This is a genomic window from Streptomyces sp. SAT1, assembly GCF_001654495.1.
Taxonomy (GTDB): domain Bacteria; phylum Actinomycetota; class Actinomycetes; order Streptomycetales; family Streptomycetaceae; genus Streptomyces; species Streptomyces andamanensis.
Genome location: NZ_CP015849.1, coordinates 2,709,886 through 2,724,789 on the forward strand (window position 1 = coordinate 2,709,886; position 14,904 = coordinate 2,724,789).

Below are 14,904 nucleotides of genomic sequence, written 5' to 3' on the forward strand. Positions count from 1 at the left end.
CCACCGGGTCGCGCCGGGCGGGCGCGGGCGCGACGGCGCACAGTGTGCGCCATGGAGAAGCCTGCATGGACCCCGGAACCCGCCCCGGCCCCGGACCGGACCCCGGAACCCGGACCGGCCCCGGACCGGACCCCGGAACCGGCCTCGGACTCGGCCATGCGCCCGGCGCGCGGGGGACGCCCGACGCGCCGGACGGCGGCGCGGATCCTCGTCGCGCTGGCCGTGCTGGGCGGTGCGGCGGGCGCGGTCCTGCTCGCGCGGCCCGCTGAGCGCTCCGCGGTGCGCCCGGCCACGCCCGGGGCGCCGGGCGAGGCGCGGACGGCCCGCCTGGCGGGGGCGCTGGACGCGGTCACGGCCGGGGTCCCGGCCGCACTGCCCGCTCTGACGGAGCTGATCGCCGACCGGGAGCGGCGGGTGCGGGCGCACCCGGGGGACGCGCGGGCGTGGGCGGTGCTGGGTGCGGCGTACGTCGAGCGGGCGCGGCGCACGGCGGACCCGGGCGGCTTCCCGGCGGCCGAGCGGGCGCTGCGCACTTCGCTGCGGCTGAGCCCGGAGCACAACGCGGACGCGACAGCCGCCCTGGCGGCGCTGGCCCTTGGGCGGCGGGACTTCCCCACGGCGCGCACCTGGGCCCAGCAGGCGCTCGCGTCGGCGCCGGGGCGCGGGGCGGCGTACGCGCTGCTCATCGCCGCCTGCACCGGGACCGGTGACCACAAGGCCGTCGGCCGCTATCTGGAGCAGTTGCTGAAGGCGGACCACTCCCCCGCCGCGCGGGCGCGGGCCGCGGCCGTCTACCGGGACCGCGGCTGGCGCGAGGACGCGGCGGCCCAGCTCACGGACGCGGTGGCGGCCGCGACCGGACCGGCGGAACGGGCCGCGTACCTGGAGCAGTCCGGGCGCTACGCCTGGGAGCGCGGCGATCTCGACGAGGCACAGCGCTCCTTCACGGCGGCGCTGCGCCTGGACCCGGCCCGGCGGGACGCCCTGGCGGGGCGGGCCCGGACGCTGGTCTCGCTGGGCCGGTCCGAGGAGGCCGTGGCCGCCTACCGGCGGGCGCTGGGCGACCGGCCGCGCCCGGAACACCTGCTGGAACTGGGCGAGCTGTACGAGTCGCTGGGGCAGGACGGACCGGCCGGGGCGCAGTTCGAGCGGGTGCGGGAGCGGGCCGGGCAGGAGCAGGCGGCCGGGGTGGACACCGCGCTGGTCCTCGGGCGGCTGGAGGCGGACCACGGGGACCCCGAGGAGGCGGTGCGCGGGCTGCGCGAGGAGTGGCGGCGCCAGCCGGGCACGGCGGTGGCCGACGCGCTGGGCTGGGCGCTGCACCGGGCGGGGCAGGACCAGGAGGCGCTGGAGTTCGCGACGACGGCGACGGAGGAGGCGCAAGGCGGCGGGGTGCGCGACGCGCTGTACGAGTTCCACCGGGGGGCGGTCGAGGTGGAGCTGGGGCTGAGCGGACCGGCCCGCCGCCATCTGGAGCAGGCGCTGCGCACCGCCCCGGCCTTCTCCCCGCTCTGGGCGCCGGAGGCCGGCCGGGCGCTGGCGGAACTGGGCGAGCCGGTGCCGGCGGAGGCGCCCGCGGGGATCGAGGTGGCGGCGGACGCCACCGGATAGGCCCGCAACGGCGAGGCCCGGCCGCCGCTGGGACGGGCGGCCGGGCCTGCGGTGCGGTGCAGCGCTGCGCACCGCGGTGCGGTGCGGTCAGGTGCGGTGCGGTCAGAGGTTGCCGCGGCGCTCCTGCTCGCGCTCGATCGCCTCGAACAGGGCCTTGAAGTTGCCCTTGCCGAAGCCCATGGAGCCGTGCCGCTCGATGATCTCGAAGAACACCGTCGGGCGGTCCTGGACCGGCTTGGTGAAGATCTGGAGCAGGTAGCCGTCCTCGTCGCGGTCGGCGAGGATCTTCAGCTCGCGCAGGGTGTCGATGGGCACCCGGGTGTCGCCGACCCACTCGCCGAGGGTGTCGTAGTACGAGTCCGGGGTGTCCAGGAAGCGGACTCCGGCGTCGCGCATCTGGCGGACCGTGTGCACGATGTCGTTGGTGTTCAGCGCGATGTGCTGGACGCCGGCGCCGCCGTAGAACTCCAGGTACTCGTCGATCTGGGACTTCTTCTTGGCGATGGCGGGCTCGTTGATCGGGAACTTGACCTTGAGCGTGCCGTCGGCCACCACCTTCGACATCAGCGCGCTGTACTCGGTGGCGATGTCGTCGCCCACGAACTCCTTCATGTTCGTGAAGCCCATGACCTTGTTGTAGAACTCGACCCACTCGTTCATCCGGCCGAGTTCGACGTTGCCGACGCAGTGGTCGACCGCCTGGAAGGAGCGCTGGGCGGGCGGCGCCACGATGGGCTCGGCGGAGGTGAAGCCCGGCAGGTAGGGGCCGTCGTAGCCCTTCCGCTCGACCAGGGTGTGCCGGGTCTCGCCGTAGGTGGCGATGGCGGCGAGGACGACCGTGCCGTGCTCGTCCTTCAGCTCGTACGGCTCGGTCACCGAGCGCGCGCCGTGCTCGACGGCGTAGGTGTACGCGGCCCGCGCGTCCGGGACCTCGATGGCGAGGTCGACGACGCCGTCGCCGTGGTCGGCCACGTGCTGGGCGAGGAAGTGGCCCCAGGGGGTGGAGGGCTTGATCACGGAGGTGAACACGAACCGGGCGGAGCCGCTCTCCAGGACGTAGCTCGCGGTCTCGCGGCTGCCGTTCTCCGGTCCGGAGTAGGCGACCAGGGTCATGCCGAAGGCGGTGGAATAGTAGTGCGCCGCCTGCTTGGCGTTGCCCACGGCGAAGACGACCGCGTCCATTCCCTTGACCGGGAAGGGGTCGGCCTGCCGTGCGGTCGCGTCGGGAGTGTGCTGTGTGGTCTGCGTCATAGGCGAAGCGTCACCCGGCTCCGCAAGGTGCGCAATAGTTCGCACAATCGCTGGGCAAGGTGTCCAGTGAACGCCCGGTGACGTCGGGCTTTCTGTACAGGATGACCACCGGGAGGCGGGCTGATGGCGATCGATCATCTGGACGGCCGCATCATCGTGCTGCTGGCGCGCGAGCCGCGGATCGGTGTGCTGGAGATGTCCCGGCGGCTGGGGGTGGCGCGCGGGACGGCGCAGGCCCGGCTCGACCGGCTCCGCTCGGGCGGCGTCATCCGCGGCTTCGGTCCCGAGGTGGATCCGGCGGCGCTCGGCTATCCGGTCACCGCCTTCGCCACGCTCCAGATCCGGCAGGGGCAGGGCGCGGGGGTGCGGGCGCATCTGGCGACCGTGCCGGAGGTGCTGGAGCTGCACACCACCACCGGCACCGGCGACATGCTGTGCCGTCTCGTGGCCCGCTCCAACGCCGACCTCCAGCGGGTGATCGACCGGGTGGTGGGCATCGAGGGCATCGTCCGCGCCTCCACGGCGATCGTGATGGAGAACCCGGTGCCGATGCGGATCATCCCGCTGGTGGAGCAGGCGGCGGAGGAGTGACCCGGCGGGGGTCCCGCGCTCACGGAGGCCCCCGAGGCCGCATACGAAGACTTAGTTGCAAAGAAGCCCTTGCAAGGATTCCTTTGCAAGGCTACCTTTGCATGCATGGCCGAACCTGGACTGCCCGAATCCGAACTGCCCGAATCCGCACTGCCGCCCGAATCCGAACTGCCCGAGCCCGAACTGCCCGAGGTCCGCCGCCTCGACGCCCGGACGCTCCGCGGGCTGGCCCACCCCCTGCGGATGCAGCTGCTCACCGCGCTGCGCCAGGGCGGCCCCGCCACCGCCTCCCAACTCGCCGCGGGCCTGGGCGAGTCCAGCGGCGCCACCAGCTACCACCTGCGCCAGCTCGCCGCGCACGGCTTCATCGAGGACGCGCCCGAGCACGGCAAGGGCCGCGAGCGCTGGTGGCGGGCCGCGCACGACGGCGTGAGCTTCGACGAACAGCTCCTCAAGGACCCCGACCCGGCCGTGCGCGGTGCCGCCGACCTGTTCCTGCACGGGATCGCCAACCACCACACCCAGGAACTGGCGACCTGGCTCGCCACCAGGAACGACTGGGGCGAGGGCTGGAGCAGGGCCTCGGACATGAGCGACTGGACGCTGCGCCTGACGCCCGACCTCGCCCGCGACCTCGTCGAGAAGATGCACGCGCTCCTGAACAGCTACCGGGCCCTGGCCCCGGAGGAGAACACCCCGGGCAGCGAGCAGGTCCGCATCCACACGCACGTCCTCCCCACCCGTACGGCCTGAGAGGCAGCCCGATGCACTCCGAGATCCATCTCGCCCTGCACCACGACCGCGCCGCCGCACTCCGCGCGGAGGCCGACGCCGACCGCCTGGCGGACGGCGCACGGCAGCGGCAGCCCCGTGACCTGAGGGGCCGGCTCGGCTGGACCCTGGTGGAGGTCGGCCTGCGGCTGGCCACGGCCGCCCCCGCCGCCCCGCGCGCCGTGACGGCCCGACAGCTCGGTACGGCCGCCTAACAGCTCGGTACGGCGGACTCCTTGCCCTCGCGCAGGGCGGTCAGGGCGGTGATCGCGCCCTTCAGCGTGGTCACCGGGACCAGGCGCAGCCCCGCGGGCAGTTCCGCCCCGGCGTCCTTGCACTCGGCCCTGGGCACCAGGAAGACCGTGGCGCCGTCCCGCCGCGCGGCCTGCGTCTTGAGGCCGACCCCGCCGACCGCGCCCACCGTGCCGTCGGGGGTGATCGTGCCGGTGCCCGCGATCGTCCGGCCGCCGGTGAGATCGGCGCCGCCGCCGGCGCCGTGCAGCTTGTCGACGATGCCCAGGGAGAGCAGCAGCCCCGCGCTGGGACCGCCGACGTTGGCGAGATCGAGCTTGACGTCGATCTTCTCGCCGGACCTGCCGAGGTACTTCAGCGCCGCCTGGGTCGCCGAGTCCTGCGACTCCTTCATCTGCGCGGCGTTGTGCTGCTCGATCTGCCGTACGGTGTCGCCGCTCGGGTAGACCGCGTCGCGCGGCATGACCGCGCGGTCGGTCGCGAACCAGCCGTCGATCACGTCGCTCAGCGAGATGCGCGCGTCCGGGCCGGTCGCCTCGATCGTCGTCATCCGCAGCTGTCCGGTCGTGCTCCGCACGGGTGCCCCGGAGATGGTGATCACCTGGTTGCCCTTGAAACTGCCGAGCACGTCCGCCGTCGACCCCGGCTGCGCCACCGAGAACGGCAGCGGCGCGAAGACCGCCGTGGCGATCAGGGCCACGACGGGCAACGCGCAGACGGTGAGGGCCTGGGGACGTGTGAGGCGAGAGAGCACGGAATCAATCTACGCGACCGCGCTGCACCCTCATCTGAGTGCCTCGGCCACCTCACGGGCCGCGTCCACCACCCGCGGCCCCACCCGCTCGGGCACCGCGTCGGCGAGCATCACCACCCCCACACTGCCCTCGACGCCGGTCACCCCGAGCAGCGGCGCGGCGGCACCGCAGGCGCCCGCCTCCAGTTCGCCGTGGGTGAGGATGTAGCCGGGTTCGGCCGACGGCTGGCGGCGGGCGGTCAGTATCGCCTTGCCCGCGGCGCCCCGCTCCAGGGAGTGGCGGAAACCGGCCCGGTAGGCCACGTGGTAGTCGGTCCAGGTCGGCTCGACCACGGCGACCGCGAGCGCCTCCGCGCCGTCCACCAGCGTCAGATGCGCGGTCGCCCCGATGTCCTCGGCCAGCGACCGCAGCGCGGGCAGTGCCGCCTCGCGCACCAGCGGGTGCACCTGGCGGCCCAGCCGCAGCACCCCGAGCCCGACCCGGGCCCGGCCGCCCAGGTCGCGGCGGACCAGCGCGTGCTGTTCGAGAGTGGCGAGCAGGCGGTAGACGACGGTCCGGTTCACGCCCAGTCTCTGGGACAGCTCGGTGACGGTCAGTCCGTGGTCCGTGTCGGCCAGCAGTTTGAGGACCCGCAGTCCCCGGTCGAGCGTCTGGGATGTCTCCGCGGTCACGACGCCCACTCCTTCAGTGGTGAGGTCGGCGGCGCTCATCGCGGCGGGGCGTCACCGAGTCCCGTCAGTGACGCGCGACAGAGGCCGCCGATCGGCCGGCGGGTCCGGGGGCGGTCCCGGACCCGGTCGCTTCACGGCTGCGCTCCGCGGCGGCGCTGCCACGGGGCGTGTGCGTAGCGGGACAGTAGCGAAGCCGGTTCGCTGAGCGGAAGGCTCCGTCCAGAATCCGGTCAACGACCGAAAGGAACTGCTCGCGTTCGTCCCGATACGTACCGCACCCGCCTGCACACATCCCTCACAGGCCCCCGGGGCCCCACGACCGCCTTCCGGCCGCCGCGCACCCGTGCCGTCAGCGCATCCGGGTCGCCCACTCCTGCACCTTGGCGATGCGCTGGCGCAGCTGTCCGGCGGTGGCCTCCGCGCTCGGCGGACCGCCGCACACCCGGCGCAGCTCGGTGTGGATCACGCCGTGCGGTTTGCCGCTCTGGTGGACGTAGGCGCCGACCATGGTGTTGAGCTGCTTGCGCAGCTCCATCAGCTCCTTGTGGGTCACCACCGGGCGCCGCTCGGCGGGCAGTTCGAGCAGATCCGCCTCGTCGTCCGGCTTCTTGCGGCTGTGCGCGATCTGCCGCGCCTGCCGCTTCTGGAGCAGCATCTGCACCTGCTCGGGCTCCAGCAGCCCCGGGATGCCGAGGTAGTCCTGCTCCTCCTCGCTGCCCGGGTGGGCCTGCATGCCGAACTCGGCGCCGTCGTAGAGGACCCGGTCGAAGACGGCGTCGGACTCCAGCGCCTCGAAGGGCAGCATGTCCTGCTCGCCGGTGTCCTCGTCCTGCTCCTTGTTCGCCTCGTCCATCTCCTTCTCGGACTCGGCGTAGGGGTCCTCCTCGCCCTCCTTCTTCGGCTTGTCGAGGGCGTGGTCGCGCTCGACCTCCATCTCGTTGGCGAAGGTCAGCAGGTCGGGGATGGTCGGCAGGAACACGGACGCGGTCTCGCCGCGCCGCCTGGACCGTACGAAACGGCCGACGGCCTGGGCGAAGAAGAGCGGGGTGGAGATCGTCGTCGCGTACACCCCGACCGCGAGCCGGGGCACGTCGACGCCCTCGGACACCATGCGCACGGCGACCATCCAGCGGTCGTCGCCGTGGCTGAAGTCGTCGATGCGCTGCGAGGCGCCGGTGTCGTCGGACAGGACGACGGTGGCGCCCTCGCCGGTGATCTCGCGGATCAGCTTGGCGTAGGCGCGCGCGGAGTCCTGGTCGGAGGCGATGACCAGCGCACCGGCGTCCGGGATGGCCTTGCGGACCTCGGTGAGCCGCTGGTCGGCGGCGCGCAGCACGGACGGCATCCACTCGCCGCGCGGATCGAGCGCGGTGCGCCACGCCTGGCTGACGGCGTCCTTGGTCATCGGCTCGCCGAGCCGGGCCTCGATCTCGTCGCCCGCCTTGGTGCGCCAGCGCATGTTGCCGCTGTAGGAGAGGAAGATGACCGGCCGGACGACGCCGTCGCCCAGCGCCGAACCGTAGCCGTAGGTGTAGTCGGCGGACGAGCGGCGGATGCCGTCGTCGCCCTCCTCGTACGTGACGAAGGGGATGGGGTTGGTGTCGGAGCGGAACGGCGTACCGGTCAGCGCGAGCCGCCGGGTGGCCGGCTCGAACGCCTCCAGGCAGGCCTCGCCCCACGACTTGGAGTCACCGGCGTGGTGGATCTCGTCGAGGATGACGAGGGTCTTGCGCTGCTCGACGCGGTTGCGGTGCAGCATGGGGCGGACGCCGACACCGGCGTAGGTGACGGCCACTCCGTGGTACTCGCGGCCCAGCGGGCCCGCGCTGTACTCGGGGTCCAGCTTGATGCCTACGCGTGCGGCGGCCTCCGCCCACTGCTTCTTCAGGTGCTCGGTGGGCGCGACCACGGTCACCTGCTGGACGACGTGGTGGTGCAGCAGCCAGGAGGCGAGCGTCAGCGCGAAGGTGGTCTTGCCGGCGCCGGGGGTGGCGACGGCGAGGAAGTCGCGCGGCTGTTCCTGGATGTACTTCTCCATCGCGCCCTGCTGCCAGGCACGCAGCTTGCTGGCGGTTCCCCACGGAGCACGGCCGGGGAAGGCGGGCGAGAGGTGATGGGAGGCGGCGGCGGCGGTGGTAGTCACGGTCTCCGGTTCGCTGTGCTGGGGGGCTCGGCTACGTATGACAACCGGGCCACCCTACCGGTGCCCTCACCCCTGCCCTGAGCCGACGACACCCCACCGGGGGCGGGTGCGACACGGGTCACAGATCATCCGTGACGTCTTCCGTGAGATCGCCCGTGATGGGGTGTCCGTCCGTGCCGTCGGGGGTCCGGAGCCGCCGCGTCACCCACGCGCCCGCGAGCGCCACCCCCGCCATCGGCAGGAAGACCGCCGCGAAGGCGGCGGGATGGGCGGCGGTGCCGGTGGACGCCGCCGTGGTGTGGGCCGCCGTGCCGCCGCCCAGCGCGGCGAAGGCGGCGCCGCCCGCGGCGAGCAGAAGCACGTTGGAGAGGGCGTCGGACAGTTGGAGGGCGGCGGAGTTGGCGCCCGCCTCCTCGGGGGCGGACAGCTTCAGCAGGAGCACGCTGGTGGAGGAGATCACCAGGCCCATGCCGAAGCAGCCGAAGCCCCAGGCGACGGCGACCGTCCACACCGGGACGGACTGGATCAGCACGCTCGGCGCGGCGGCGATGGCCGCCGCGACCAGCACCATGCCGAGCGTCATCAGCCGCTCCCGGTACGCCGCCGGGCCCGGCCGGGACTGCACCCACGAGCCCAGCGCCCAGGTGGCCCCGCCCGCGGCGAGCGAGAAACCGGCCAGGGTCGGGGACAGACCGCGCTGGGTGACGAGCATCAGCGGGACGAAGGACTCGGCGGCGATGAACGACCCGGCGGCCACGCCGCGCAGCAGCACCACGGAGGGCAGGCCGCGCGCCGCCCGCCAGGTGCCGTGCGGCAGCAGCCCGCGCACGGCCGGCACCAGCAGCGCGGCGCCCGCCGCACCCGGGAGCAGCGAGATCCAGCGCAGATCCTGGGCCGCGTACTGGAGGAGCCCCGCGCCGAGGGAGAGGACGAGGGCCAGCCGGATGCGGCGGGCGTCGAAGGCCGGCACGGCACCCCCGCCCCCGGCCCCGCCCTCGTTCACCGGGCCCGAGGCCCGGCGGCGTATCTGCGGCAGGGCCATCGCCAGCGGGAGCACCACCAGGACGGGGATGCCGATGAACACCCAGCGCCAGCCCAGGTGTTCGGTCACCGCGCCGGAGGCGAGCGGCCCGACGATCGAGGGGACCACCCAGCCCGCCGCGAACGCCGCCATGATCGCCGGACGCAGCCGCTCGGGGTAGGCCCGGCCGACGACCACGTACAGCGCGACGATCACCAGTCCGCCGCCCAGGCCCTGGACGGCCCGGCCCAGGATGAACACCCACATCGTGCCCGCGGTGCCGGCGAGCAGCAGCCCGGCGGCGAACGCCCCGATGCCCGTGGTGAGCGCGGCCAGCGGACCGCGCCGGTCCGCCCACTGCCCGGCGAGCACCATCCCGAACAGGCTGGTGGTGAAGTACCCCGAGAACGCGAACGCGTACAGCGGCACCCCGTGCAGTTCCCGCGCCGCGACCGGCATGGCCGTGCCCACGGCGGTCGCCTCGAAGGCGATCAGCAGCACGACGGAGACGATCCCGATACTGAGCGCCCGGTGCGCCCGGCCCAGCACCGACCCTTGTGCCGCCTCCCGGACGGGCGGCGGAGCAGGCGTCTGGGATCTGCCAGGGGTGTCGGCGACATCGGCGTCGCGTGGTTCGAGGGCGGTCATGGTCGCCAGCGTAAGGTGCACAGCCCGCCGTGACCCCTGTCCGGAGTCGCCCTCGCGACGGGACCTTGGTCGTACGACCCCGCGCGCCGCCCTCCCCCCCCCCGTTCATGAACGCCGTATGGCAGTCCCGTTGCACCCCCGCCTCTCCCCTTGAGTCCCCCGCCCCACCCGCCCTACGGTCATCACACCGACACGGCGGCCCGCCTCACGGCCCCGCCGACCCGGCCGTGTGCCCGAGTGGTTGAGGGACTCGCCTGCAAAGCGAGTTACGCGGGTTCGATTCCCGCCACGGCCTCTGACCGCCTGACCAGGTAGAGGCAAGGGCGGCACCTCGGTGAGGTGCCGCCCTTCCGGCTGTCCGTCTCAGTTCCCGTCTCGGCTCACGGATACGAGCGAGGAATGTGTGGTGCCCGGCGCCGCAGGTCCCGTTCGTCAGTCGGTGTCGCCCTCGGGCTTCGGCCACGCCTGGAGGGCGATACGGGCAAGCCACAAGGTGCGCAGCTGAATCCGGCCCTCGTCCCAGCATTCGGCCCACTGCTCGTTGCTCCACTTGTCCCGGAGCTCCTCCGGTGCGGAGAGCACTGACGAGGTCGTCAGCCGCAAAAGGCTGTGGGCACTCAGGCTGTCCTTCTTATGAGGCCATTCCCGGTTGCTCAACGACGGGTTGAGCTTCGTGGTGGTGAGCGTGAGATTGCCGAGCTGATGCACCGCCTCATGTCGCTTCTTCAGGCTTTCCTCGCTGTCACCGTCGTTCAGCGGCCAGTGCGTCTCCCATTTCTGCGGCAGAACATGCTCGATGTTCAGCCGGGGGTCCGCACTGGAGAGTGCCGGCGCGTGCTCGGTCTTCGGCGTCCGCAGGTGATTCTCCAGTCCGACCAGCAGGGCCTTCAACCGGGCACGGTAGGAACGACGGTAGAGATCGTCCGCCATCAGGGCGGCAAAGAACGTCCGGTCGTCAGGCCACAGCCGGGCGTCGGCCGTTTGGTTCCACAGGCTGCGCACGACGGCGTCACCTGCCCGAGCGGGATCGCTCTGCTGAACGTCGGCCAGTACCTGGACGAAGAGTCGGTTGTAGTCCTTCGTCGTCATCAGGCACACGGCTCGCCGCATGAGAAAAGAGTCGATGGCGCGGGCCGCGGTCGCCCGCTGATCGCTCGGTACGCCGTCTGTCGCGTGCAGATAGAGCAGCACCGGCCACGGCGTCGTCGTCATGGTCTGCATTCGGTCGAGCAACCGGCCGGTGGGATCGGTCAGCGGCAGCCCTCGAACCCGCTGGTACGTCTCGGCGTAGTGCCTGATGTCCCGGATCACGTCCGAAGCCTGTCGGCCGCTTTCCGGCAGCCACTTCTTGAAGTCGGCGAACAGATGGTCCACCAGGACGTCTTGACGCTTTTGAACGGTCAGCCAGTAGGCCAGGAGCAGGTCGATCAGGGCACGTCTGATGCGTCCGGTGGTGACCTGACCGCGCCAGGGTTCGGCATCCAGCGGCAGCCAGGCGTTCATCAGCAGCTCTTCGGAGTGCTGGTGCTCCCCCTGCGACTCGACGGTCTGGAAAAGGAGGTTCTTCACGAGGTCCGCGGCGTCGAGGCGCACTCCACGGTGGTTCAGCGCCTCGAAGATCACCTGCGGGTCGTCACCCGCGTCCAGGACGATCTCGACGAGCTGCATGCGCTCCTGAAGCGTGTAGAACAGGTCGTCGAGCCGCTGGGCCGGGTTGGGCGCGGCCTTGGCCCAGTCGCCGATCTCCTGCTCGAACCACACGCGGGCTCGGACCAGCCGGTGGTCGGGTGCGGGTGCCGTACCGTCGTCGCCGCCCCCGCGTACGGCCCAGAGGAATGCCGCACGGTCCTGAGGCAGCGGCCAGACCTTGTAGCGGTCGTCCGGGAACGCCTCGTGAACCGTCTCCGCCCGGTTCTCCAGCAGACTCGTGAAACGCCCGACGACGCTGTCGGCGGCAATGCCGTGGGCGACAGCCCGAGCTGCCGCGAAGAGGACCTGCAGCGTGGTCATACGCTGCTGACCGTCGATGATGTGGGACGAACCGAGGCGCCGGGGCGGCCGGTAGCGCTCCTGTACGACCACGGCGCCCAGGAAGTAGGTGCGCGGCTTCGACTGCCCCGTACCACTCTGGGACTCTGTCTCCGCCTCCACTTCCTCCGCCGCCGTCCGGACGTCCGTCCACAAGGGTTCCCAGTTGCTCTCCTGGTCCCATACATAGGGCCTCTGGAAGATCGGGATCACGCTCTGGTGGTCGTTCGCGAAAACCTTCCCCAGCTTGACGTCGCCGGCCTGCATCGCCCCTCCGGTCCCCCAGCACCTGCATGGTCATCGCAGCGTATCGGCGCGGCGCCGGATCCGGACGCCCTTCCTGTGAACGTCCGCACTCGTGACGCCGAGTGAGCTGGCGGCCCTCGGACTGGCATCATGAGCGGTTCGCCCTGACGTCCGAGAGGGCAGAGGAGGGCCCCCGGCCGTGCAGAGCGCTACCAGGCTCTTCTCCGGCTGACCGCGTCCCTGAAAGAGCAGGCGCGTGCCCTGGAGACGACCGCACCCGCCCCGGCCGAGCCCCGTGCGGTACCCGACTGGTTCGCCTTGTCTCCGGCCGAGTTCGAGTACGCCGTCGCCGAGTTGTGCCGCGAGGACGGCTGTACCCGGGTGCAGGCCGTCGGCGGGGCCGGGGACCTTGGGGCGGACGTCGTCGCCTACACCCCTGACGGGAGCAAGGTGGTGGTCCAGTGCAAGCAGTACCGGAGCAAAGTCACCAGCCCCGATCTGCAGAGGTTCGCCGGAACCGTGTTCGACATCCACCGTGCCGACGTGGCGGTGCTGTTGACCACCGGAACCGTCACCACCCCCGCGGCTCGCCTGACCAAGGCTGCGGGCATCGAGATCGTGCACGCCGACCGGCTCGACCGGTGGGCCGACGGAAGAGACCGGCCGCCCTGGCATCAGAGCCGCGCTCCGCTGCCGACCGAAGGCGGACCCTGACCGGGGCCGCACAACCTGTTCGGAGCTCCGTCAGACGCGGCGACGCGGCGACGCGGTGCGGGCCGGTGCGCCGCGCAAACGGCCGCCCTGCCCTTTCGCCTCTGCCCGGCCATAACCTGGTCTCCGCACAGCATGGGGGGATCGATGCCAAAGGTGCCGGAGAGCCGGCGTATCGGACGCATGGCAGTCAATGAGCTGCGTGCGCTGTTGGAGCGGCACGGCCACATCGTGCAGGAGATCGACGGCGGCAACGACCACGGCGAGGATCTGCACGTCACCTTCGTCCAGGACGGGCAGCGGACGGAGGACTCGGTAGCCGTGCAGGTGAAGGGGGGAGTTTCGACCCGCACCCGACGCGGGCACCGCGTCCCGGTCGGCGATCACGGGGACAACTGGCGCGACGGCAGCCTCCCTGTGCTCTGCGTGGTCCACGACCCCGATCGCGGAGGTCTGTTCTGGGCCAATGCGACCCGTCAGCTTCGTCGGGCCAGGGCGCTGCGCAGAGCGGCGAAATCCATCGTCGTCTCCAGGGAGTCTGTACTGGACGACGTGAGCCTCCATGCGTTCGTACAAGGCATGCGGCACTACCTGGCCCGGGAACGCGAGGGAGTCGGCAGGTGGGGGGATATGGCAGATGTCGAATTCGCCCCGGACGACATCGTCAAACCCTTCGAGAACGAGGTTTTCGAGCCCATGGTCTTCTGGCAGCGCCGCGGTCAGCCGTATGCGGTCCTGCTCCACCACGACCTCGACTGGGAGCCCAGGATCGTACAGGAGTCGATGCTCCGCTTCCGACCGATCCCTTCGGTCGGCGATGTCATCCTCGACATCGCCGAAGCCCACTGGCTGATGGGCTGCTTCAAGTCCACCGAGTGGTGGCGCCGGCCGATCGAGCGGCATGACCCCGTCTGACTTCCACCGGGCCTCCGCAGGAGATTCCCAGGGCTGATCGCCGCACGGCCTCCGGATGAGGGCGGGGCAGGTGTGGGGTCACAGGACTCCGCCTGCCTCGTCCTGGAACATTTCTGTCCAGTAGTGCCAGTCGGTGTCCGGGGCGGTGCCCGTCGGGTCGATGGATGTGAGGGCCTGGATCATGAGCATCGCGAGCTGGTCGTAGGCGTCGGTGGTGAGTTCGGCGTCGAGGTCGGCGTCGATCTGCTTCTCGCGGTGCAGGAGCCAGAGGGTGTAGGCGAGGGTGGAGACGTCTGTGTTGAGAGGGCGGAGCAGGGCTTCCTGTTCGCTCCAGTCCCAGACCGTGCCCGTGGCGCCGTCGACGACCAGGCTGTTGTCGGCGACGAGGTGGCCGAGGCGTATCAGGCGGTCGGCGGGGACCGGGAGTCCGGTGGGCGGCAGGGGCGGCCGGCCGGCGTCGGTGTGGTGCTCGGTGAGGGTGGGCAGGGGGACGTCGGTGTCCAGCTGGAAGAGGATGCCGTCCTCGGGGAGGCCCGTCTCGCGCAGGAAGCGGCGGGTCGGCTCGTGGGTGAGGGCGGCGGGGAAGTCGACGTCCTCGAAGCGGGCGACGCGGCCGGGGCCGAACTCCGTCTCCAGGAGGCGGGCGGGCAGGTCGAGGGCGAGGCCCGAGCGGGTGCCGGGGCCCGCGATCAGGGCCAGGGGGCGGATGAGGGCGGCGGCCTTCCAGAACGGCGGCACCTCGCCGTCCGTGCCCTCCTCGAACACGGCCAGGAGCTGACGGGACGCCTCCGCCACCGCCTCCGGGCCGTACCGTCCGGCGTAGGAGGCGAACTGGCCGCGCAGGCCCGCCAGTTCCTCCGTGACCGCGGCGAAGCGGACCAGGGCGTCCAGGGACGGCGCCAGCGGGCTGGCGTCCATCAGGTCGGGGCGGTCGTGCAGGAAGTACGTCGTGGAGACCTCGCCGGTGCCGCCGTCCAGCAGCAGCGTGTCCGTCTCCAGACCGCCGGGGCCCAGCAGACCGCCTATCACCAGCTGGTCGCGCAGCTCGGCGTCGAGCCCGCCGGGGTCACCGGTGGAGTCGGCCACCGTGCGCAGGCCGTCGCGGCGCAGCGGAGCGAACGTCAGGTAGGCGCTGTCGGCCGGCAGGCCGGGGCCGGTCAGCCGGCGGCGGGTCGGCGCGTGTGTGACGTACGGGTCGAGGGCGGCCTCGGGCAGGGTGATCACCGCGGTGGCGGCGCCGGTCGTGCTCATGTGTCCCCCGTGTCCCGTGTTTCCGTGCATCCCGGTGCG

Annotated in this window: 13 protein-coding genes and 1 tRNA gene; 7 read left to right on the top strand and 7 right to left on the bottom strand. The window is 72.1% G+C overall.

Annotation, left to right across the window (positions count from 1 at the left end):
• Window positions 1–51 precede the first annotated feature (51 nt).
• Window positions 52–1,611 carry a tetratricopeptide repeat protein gene (locus A8713_RS11785; protein ID WP_107440620.1) on the top strand — a complete coding sequence of 520 codons (1,560 nt, stop codon included), beginning with the start codon at window positions 52–54 and terminating at the stop codon, window positions 1,609–1,611.
• Window positions 1,612–1,713: 102 nt separating this feature from the next.
• Here the strand turns inward: A8713_RS11785 and hppD are convergent, their stop codons facing one another.
• Window positions 1,714–2,862: a 4-hydroxyphenylpyruvate dioxygenase gene (gene hppD / locus A8713_RS11790; RefSeq protein ID WP_064533373.1), complete on the bottom strand. Its 1,149-nt coding sequence runs from the start codon at window positions 2,860–2,862 to the stop codon at window positions 1,714–1,716.
• A 123-nt stretch (window positions 2,863–2,985) separates the two neighbouring features.
• On the opposite strand from hppD, the gene A8713_RS11795 reads away from it, so the two are divergent.
• The 3 genes from A8713_RS11795 to A8713_RS11805 all read left to right on the top strand — a co-directional run bounded on the left by A8713_RS11795 (window position 2,986) and on the right by A8713_RS11805 (window position 4,439).
• Window positions 2,986–3,453 (top strand): Lrp/AsnC family transcriptional regulator, encoded by a 468-nt coding sequence (locus A8713_RS11795; RefSeq protein ID WP_018565552.1) that lies wholly within the window; start codon window positions 2,986–2,988, stop codon window positions 3,451–3,453.
• A gap of 105 nt (window positions 3,454–3,558) precedes the next feature.
• Complete coding sequence (locus tag A8713_RS11800) at window positions 3,559–4,206, top strand: ArsR/SmtB family transcription factor (protein ID WP_237305352.1); 648 nt, start codon at window positions 3,559–3,561, stop codon at window positions 4,204–4,206.
• 11 nt (window positions 4,207–4,217) lie between these two features.
• On the top strand, window positions 4,218–4,439 hold the full coding sequence (locus A8713_RS11805; RefSeq protein ID WP_064533374.1) for a hypothetical protein: 222 nt from the start codon (window positions 4,218–4,220) through the stop codon (window positions 4,437–4,439).
• Here the strand turns inward: A8713_RS11805 and A8713_RS11810 are convergent.
• The 4 genes from A8713_RS11810 to A8713_RS11825 all read right to left on the bottom strand — a co-directional run bounded on the left by A8713_RS11810 (window position 4,436) and on the right by A8713_RS11825 (window position 9,714).
• Complete coding sequence (locus A8713_RS11810; protein WP_064533375.1) at window positions 4,436–5,230, bottom strand: S16 family serine protease; 795 nt, start codon at window positions 5,228–5,230, stop codon at window positions 4,436–4,438. The two genes, A8713_RS11805 and A8713_RS11810, sit on opposite strands and share 4 nt — an antisense overlap.
• Window positions 5,231–5,260: 30 nt before the next feature.
• Complete coding sequence (locus A8713_RS11815; RefSeq protein WP_018565548.1) at window positions 5,261–5,902, bottom strand: IclR family transcriptional regulator; 642 nt, start codon at window positions 5,900–5,902, stop codon at window positions 5,261–5,263.
• A gap of 349 nt (window positions 5,903–6,251) precedes the next feature.
• The gene (locus tag A8713_RS11820; RefSeq protein WP_064533376.1) at window positions 6,252–8,045 is read right to left on the bottom strand and encodes a DEAD/DEAH box helicase; all 1,794 of its coding nucleotides are present in this window, start codon (window positions 8,043–8,045) and stop codon (window positions 6,252–6,254) included.
• A 118-nt stretch (window positions 8,046–8,163) separates the two neighbouring features.
• Entirely contained in the window at window positions 8,164–9,714 is a 1,551-nt protein-coding gene (locus tag A8713_RS11825; protein ID WP_064533377.1) for an MFS transporter, read from the bottom strand.
• Window positions 9,715–9,937: 223 nt separating this feature from the next.
• Between A8713_RS11825 and A8713_RS11830 the strand changes: the two genes are divergently transcribed.
• A tRNA-Cys gene (locus tag A8713_RS11830) sits at window positions 9,938–10,009 on the top strand.
• 137 nt (window positions 10,010–10,146) lie between these two features.
• On the opposite strand, the gene A8713_RS11835 is transcribed toward A8713_RS11830, so the two are convergent.
• The gene (locus A8713_RS11835) at window positions 10,147–12,009 is read right to left on the bottom strand and encodes a DUF262 domain-containing protein (protein WP_064533378.1); all 1,863 of its coding nucleotides are present in this window, start codon (window positions 12,007–12,009) and stop codon (window positions 10,147–10,149) included.
• A gap of 297 nt (window positions 12,010–12,306) precedes the next feature.
• Between A8713_RS11835 and A8713_RS34195 the strand changes: the two genes are divergently transcribed.
• Window positions 12,307–12,702 (top strand): restriction endonuclease, encoded by a 396-nt coding sequence (locus A8713_RS34195; protein WP_064533379.1) that lies wholly within the window; start codon window positions 12,307–12,309, stop codon window positions 12,700–12,702.
• Window positions 12,703–12,882: 180 nt separating this feature from the next.
• Entirely contained in the window at window positions 12,883–13,614 is a 732-nt protein-coding gene (locus tag A8713_RS11845) for a DUF4365 domain-containing protein (RefSeq protein ID WP_064533380.1), read from the top strand.
• A gap of 78 nt (window positions 13,615–13,692) precedes the next feature.
• Here A8713_RS11845 and A8713_RS11850 read toward each other — a convergent pair whose 3' ends face one another.
• Complete coding sequence (locus A8713_RS11850) at window positions 13,693–14,865, bottom strand: SUKH-4 family immunity protein (protein WP_064533381.1); 1,173 nt, start codon at window positions 14,863–14,865, stop codon at window positions 13,693–13,695.
• Window positions 14,866–14,904 lie beyond the last annotated feature (39 nt).

Bases quoted from the DNA above. Each gene is read 5' to 3' on its own strand.
- A8713_RS11785 (WP_107440620.1), top strand. From the start codon at position 52: ATGGAGAAGCCTGCATGGACCCCGGAACCCGCCCCGGCCCCGGACCGG.
- hppD (WP_064533373.1), bottom strand. From the start codon at position 2,862: ATGACGCAGACCACACAGCACACTCCCGACGCGACCGCACGGCAGGCC.
- A8713_RS11795 (WP_018565552.1), top strand. From the start codon at position 2,986: ATGGCGATCGATCATCTGGACGGCCGCATCATCGTGCTGCTGGCGCGC.
- A8713_RS11800 (WP_237305352.1), top strand. From the start codon at position 3,559: ATGGCCGAACCTGGACTGCCCGAATCCGAACTGCCCGAATCCGCACTG.
- A8713_RS11805 (WP_064533374.1), top strand. From the start codon at position 4,218: ATGCACTCCGAGATCCATCTCGCCCTGCACCACGACCGCGCCGCCGCA.
- A8713_RS11825 (WP_064533377.1), bottom strand. From the start codon at position 9,714: ATGACCGCCCTCGAACCACGCGACGCCGATGTCGCCGACACCCCTGGC.
- A8713_RS11835 (WP_064533378.1), bottom strand. From the start codon at position 12,009: ATGCAGGCCGGCGACGTCAAGCTGGGGAAGGTTTTCGCGAACGACCAC.
- A8713_RS11845 (WP_064533380.1), top strand. From the start codon at position 12,883: ATGGCAGTCAATGAGCTGCGTGCGCTGTTGGAGCGGCACGGCCACATC.
- A8713_RS11850 (WP_064533381.1), bottom strand. From the start codon at position 14,865: ATGAGCACGACCGGCGCCGCCACCGCGGTGATCACCCTGCCCGAGGCC.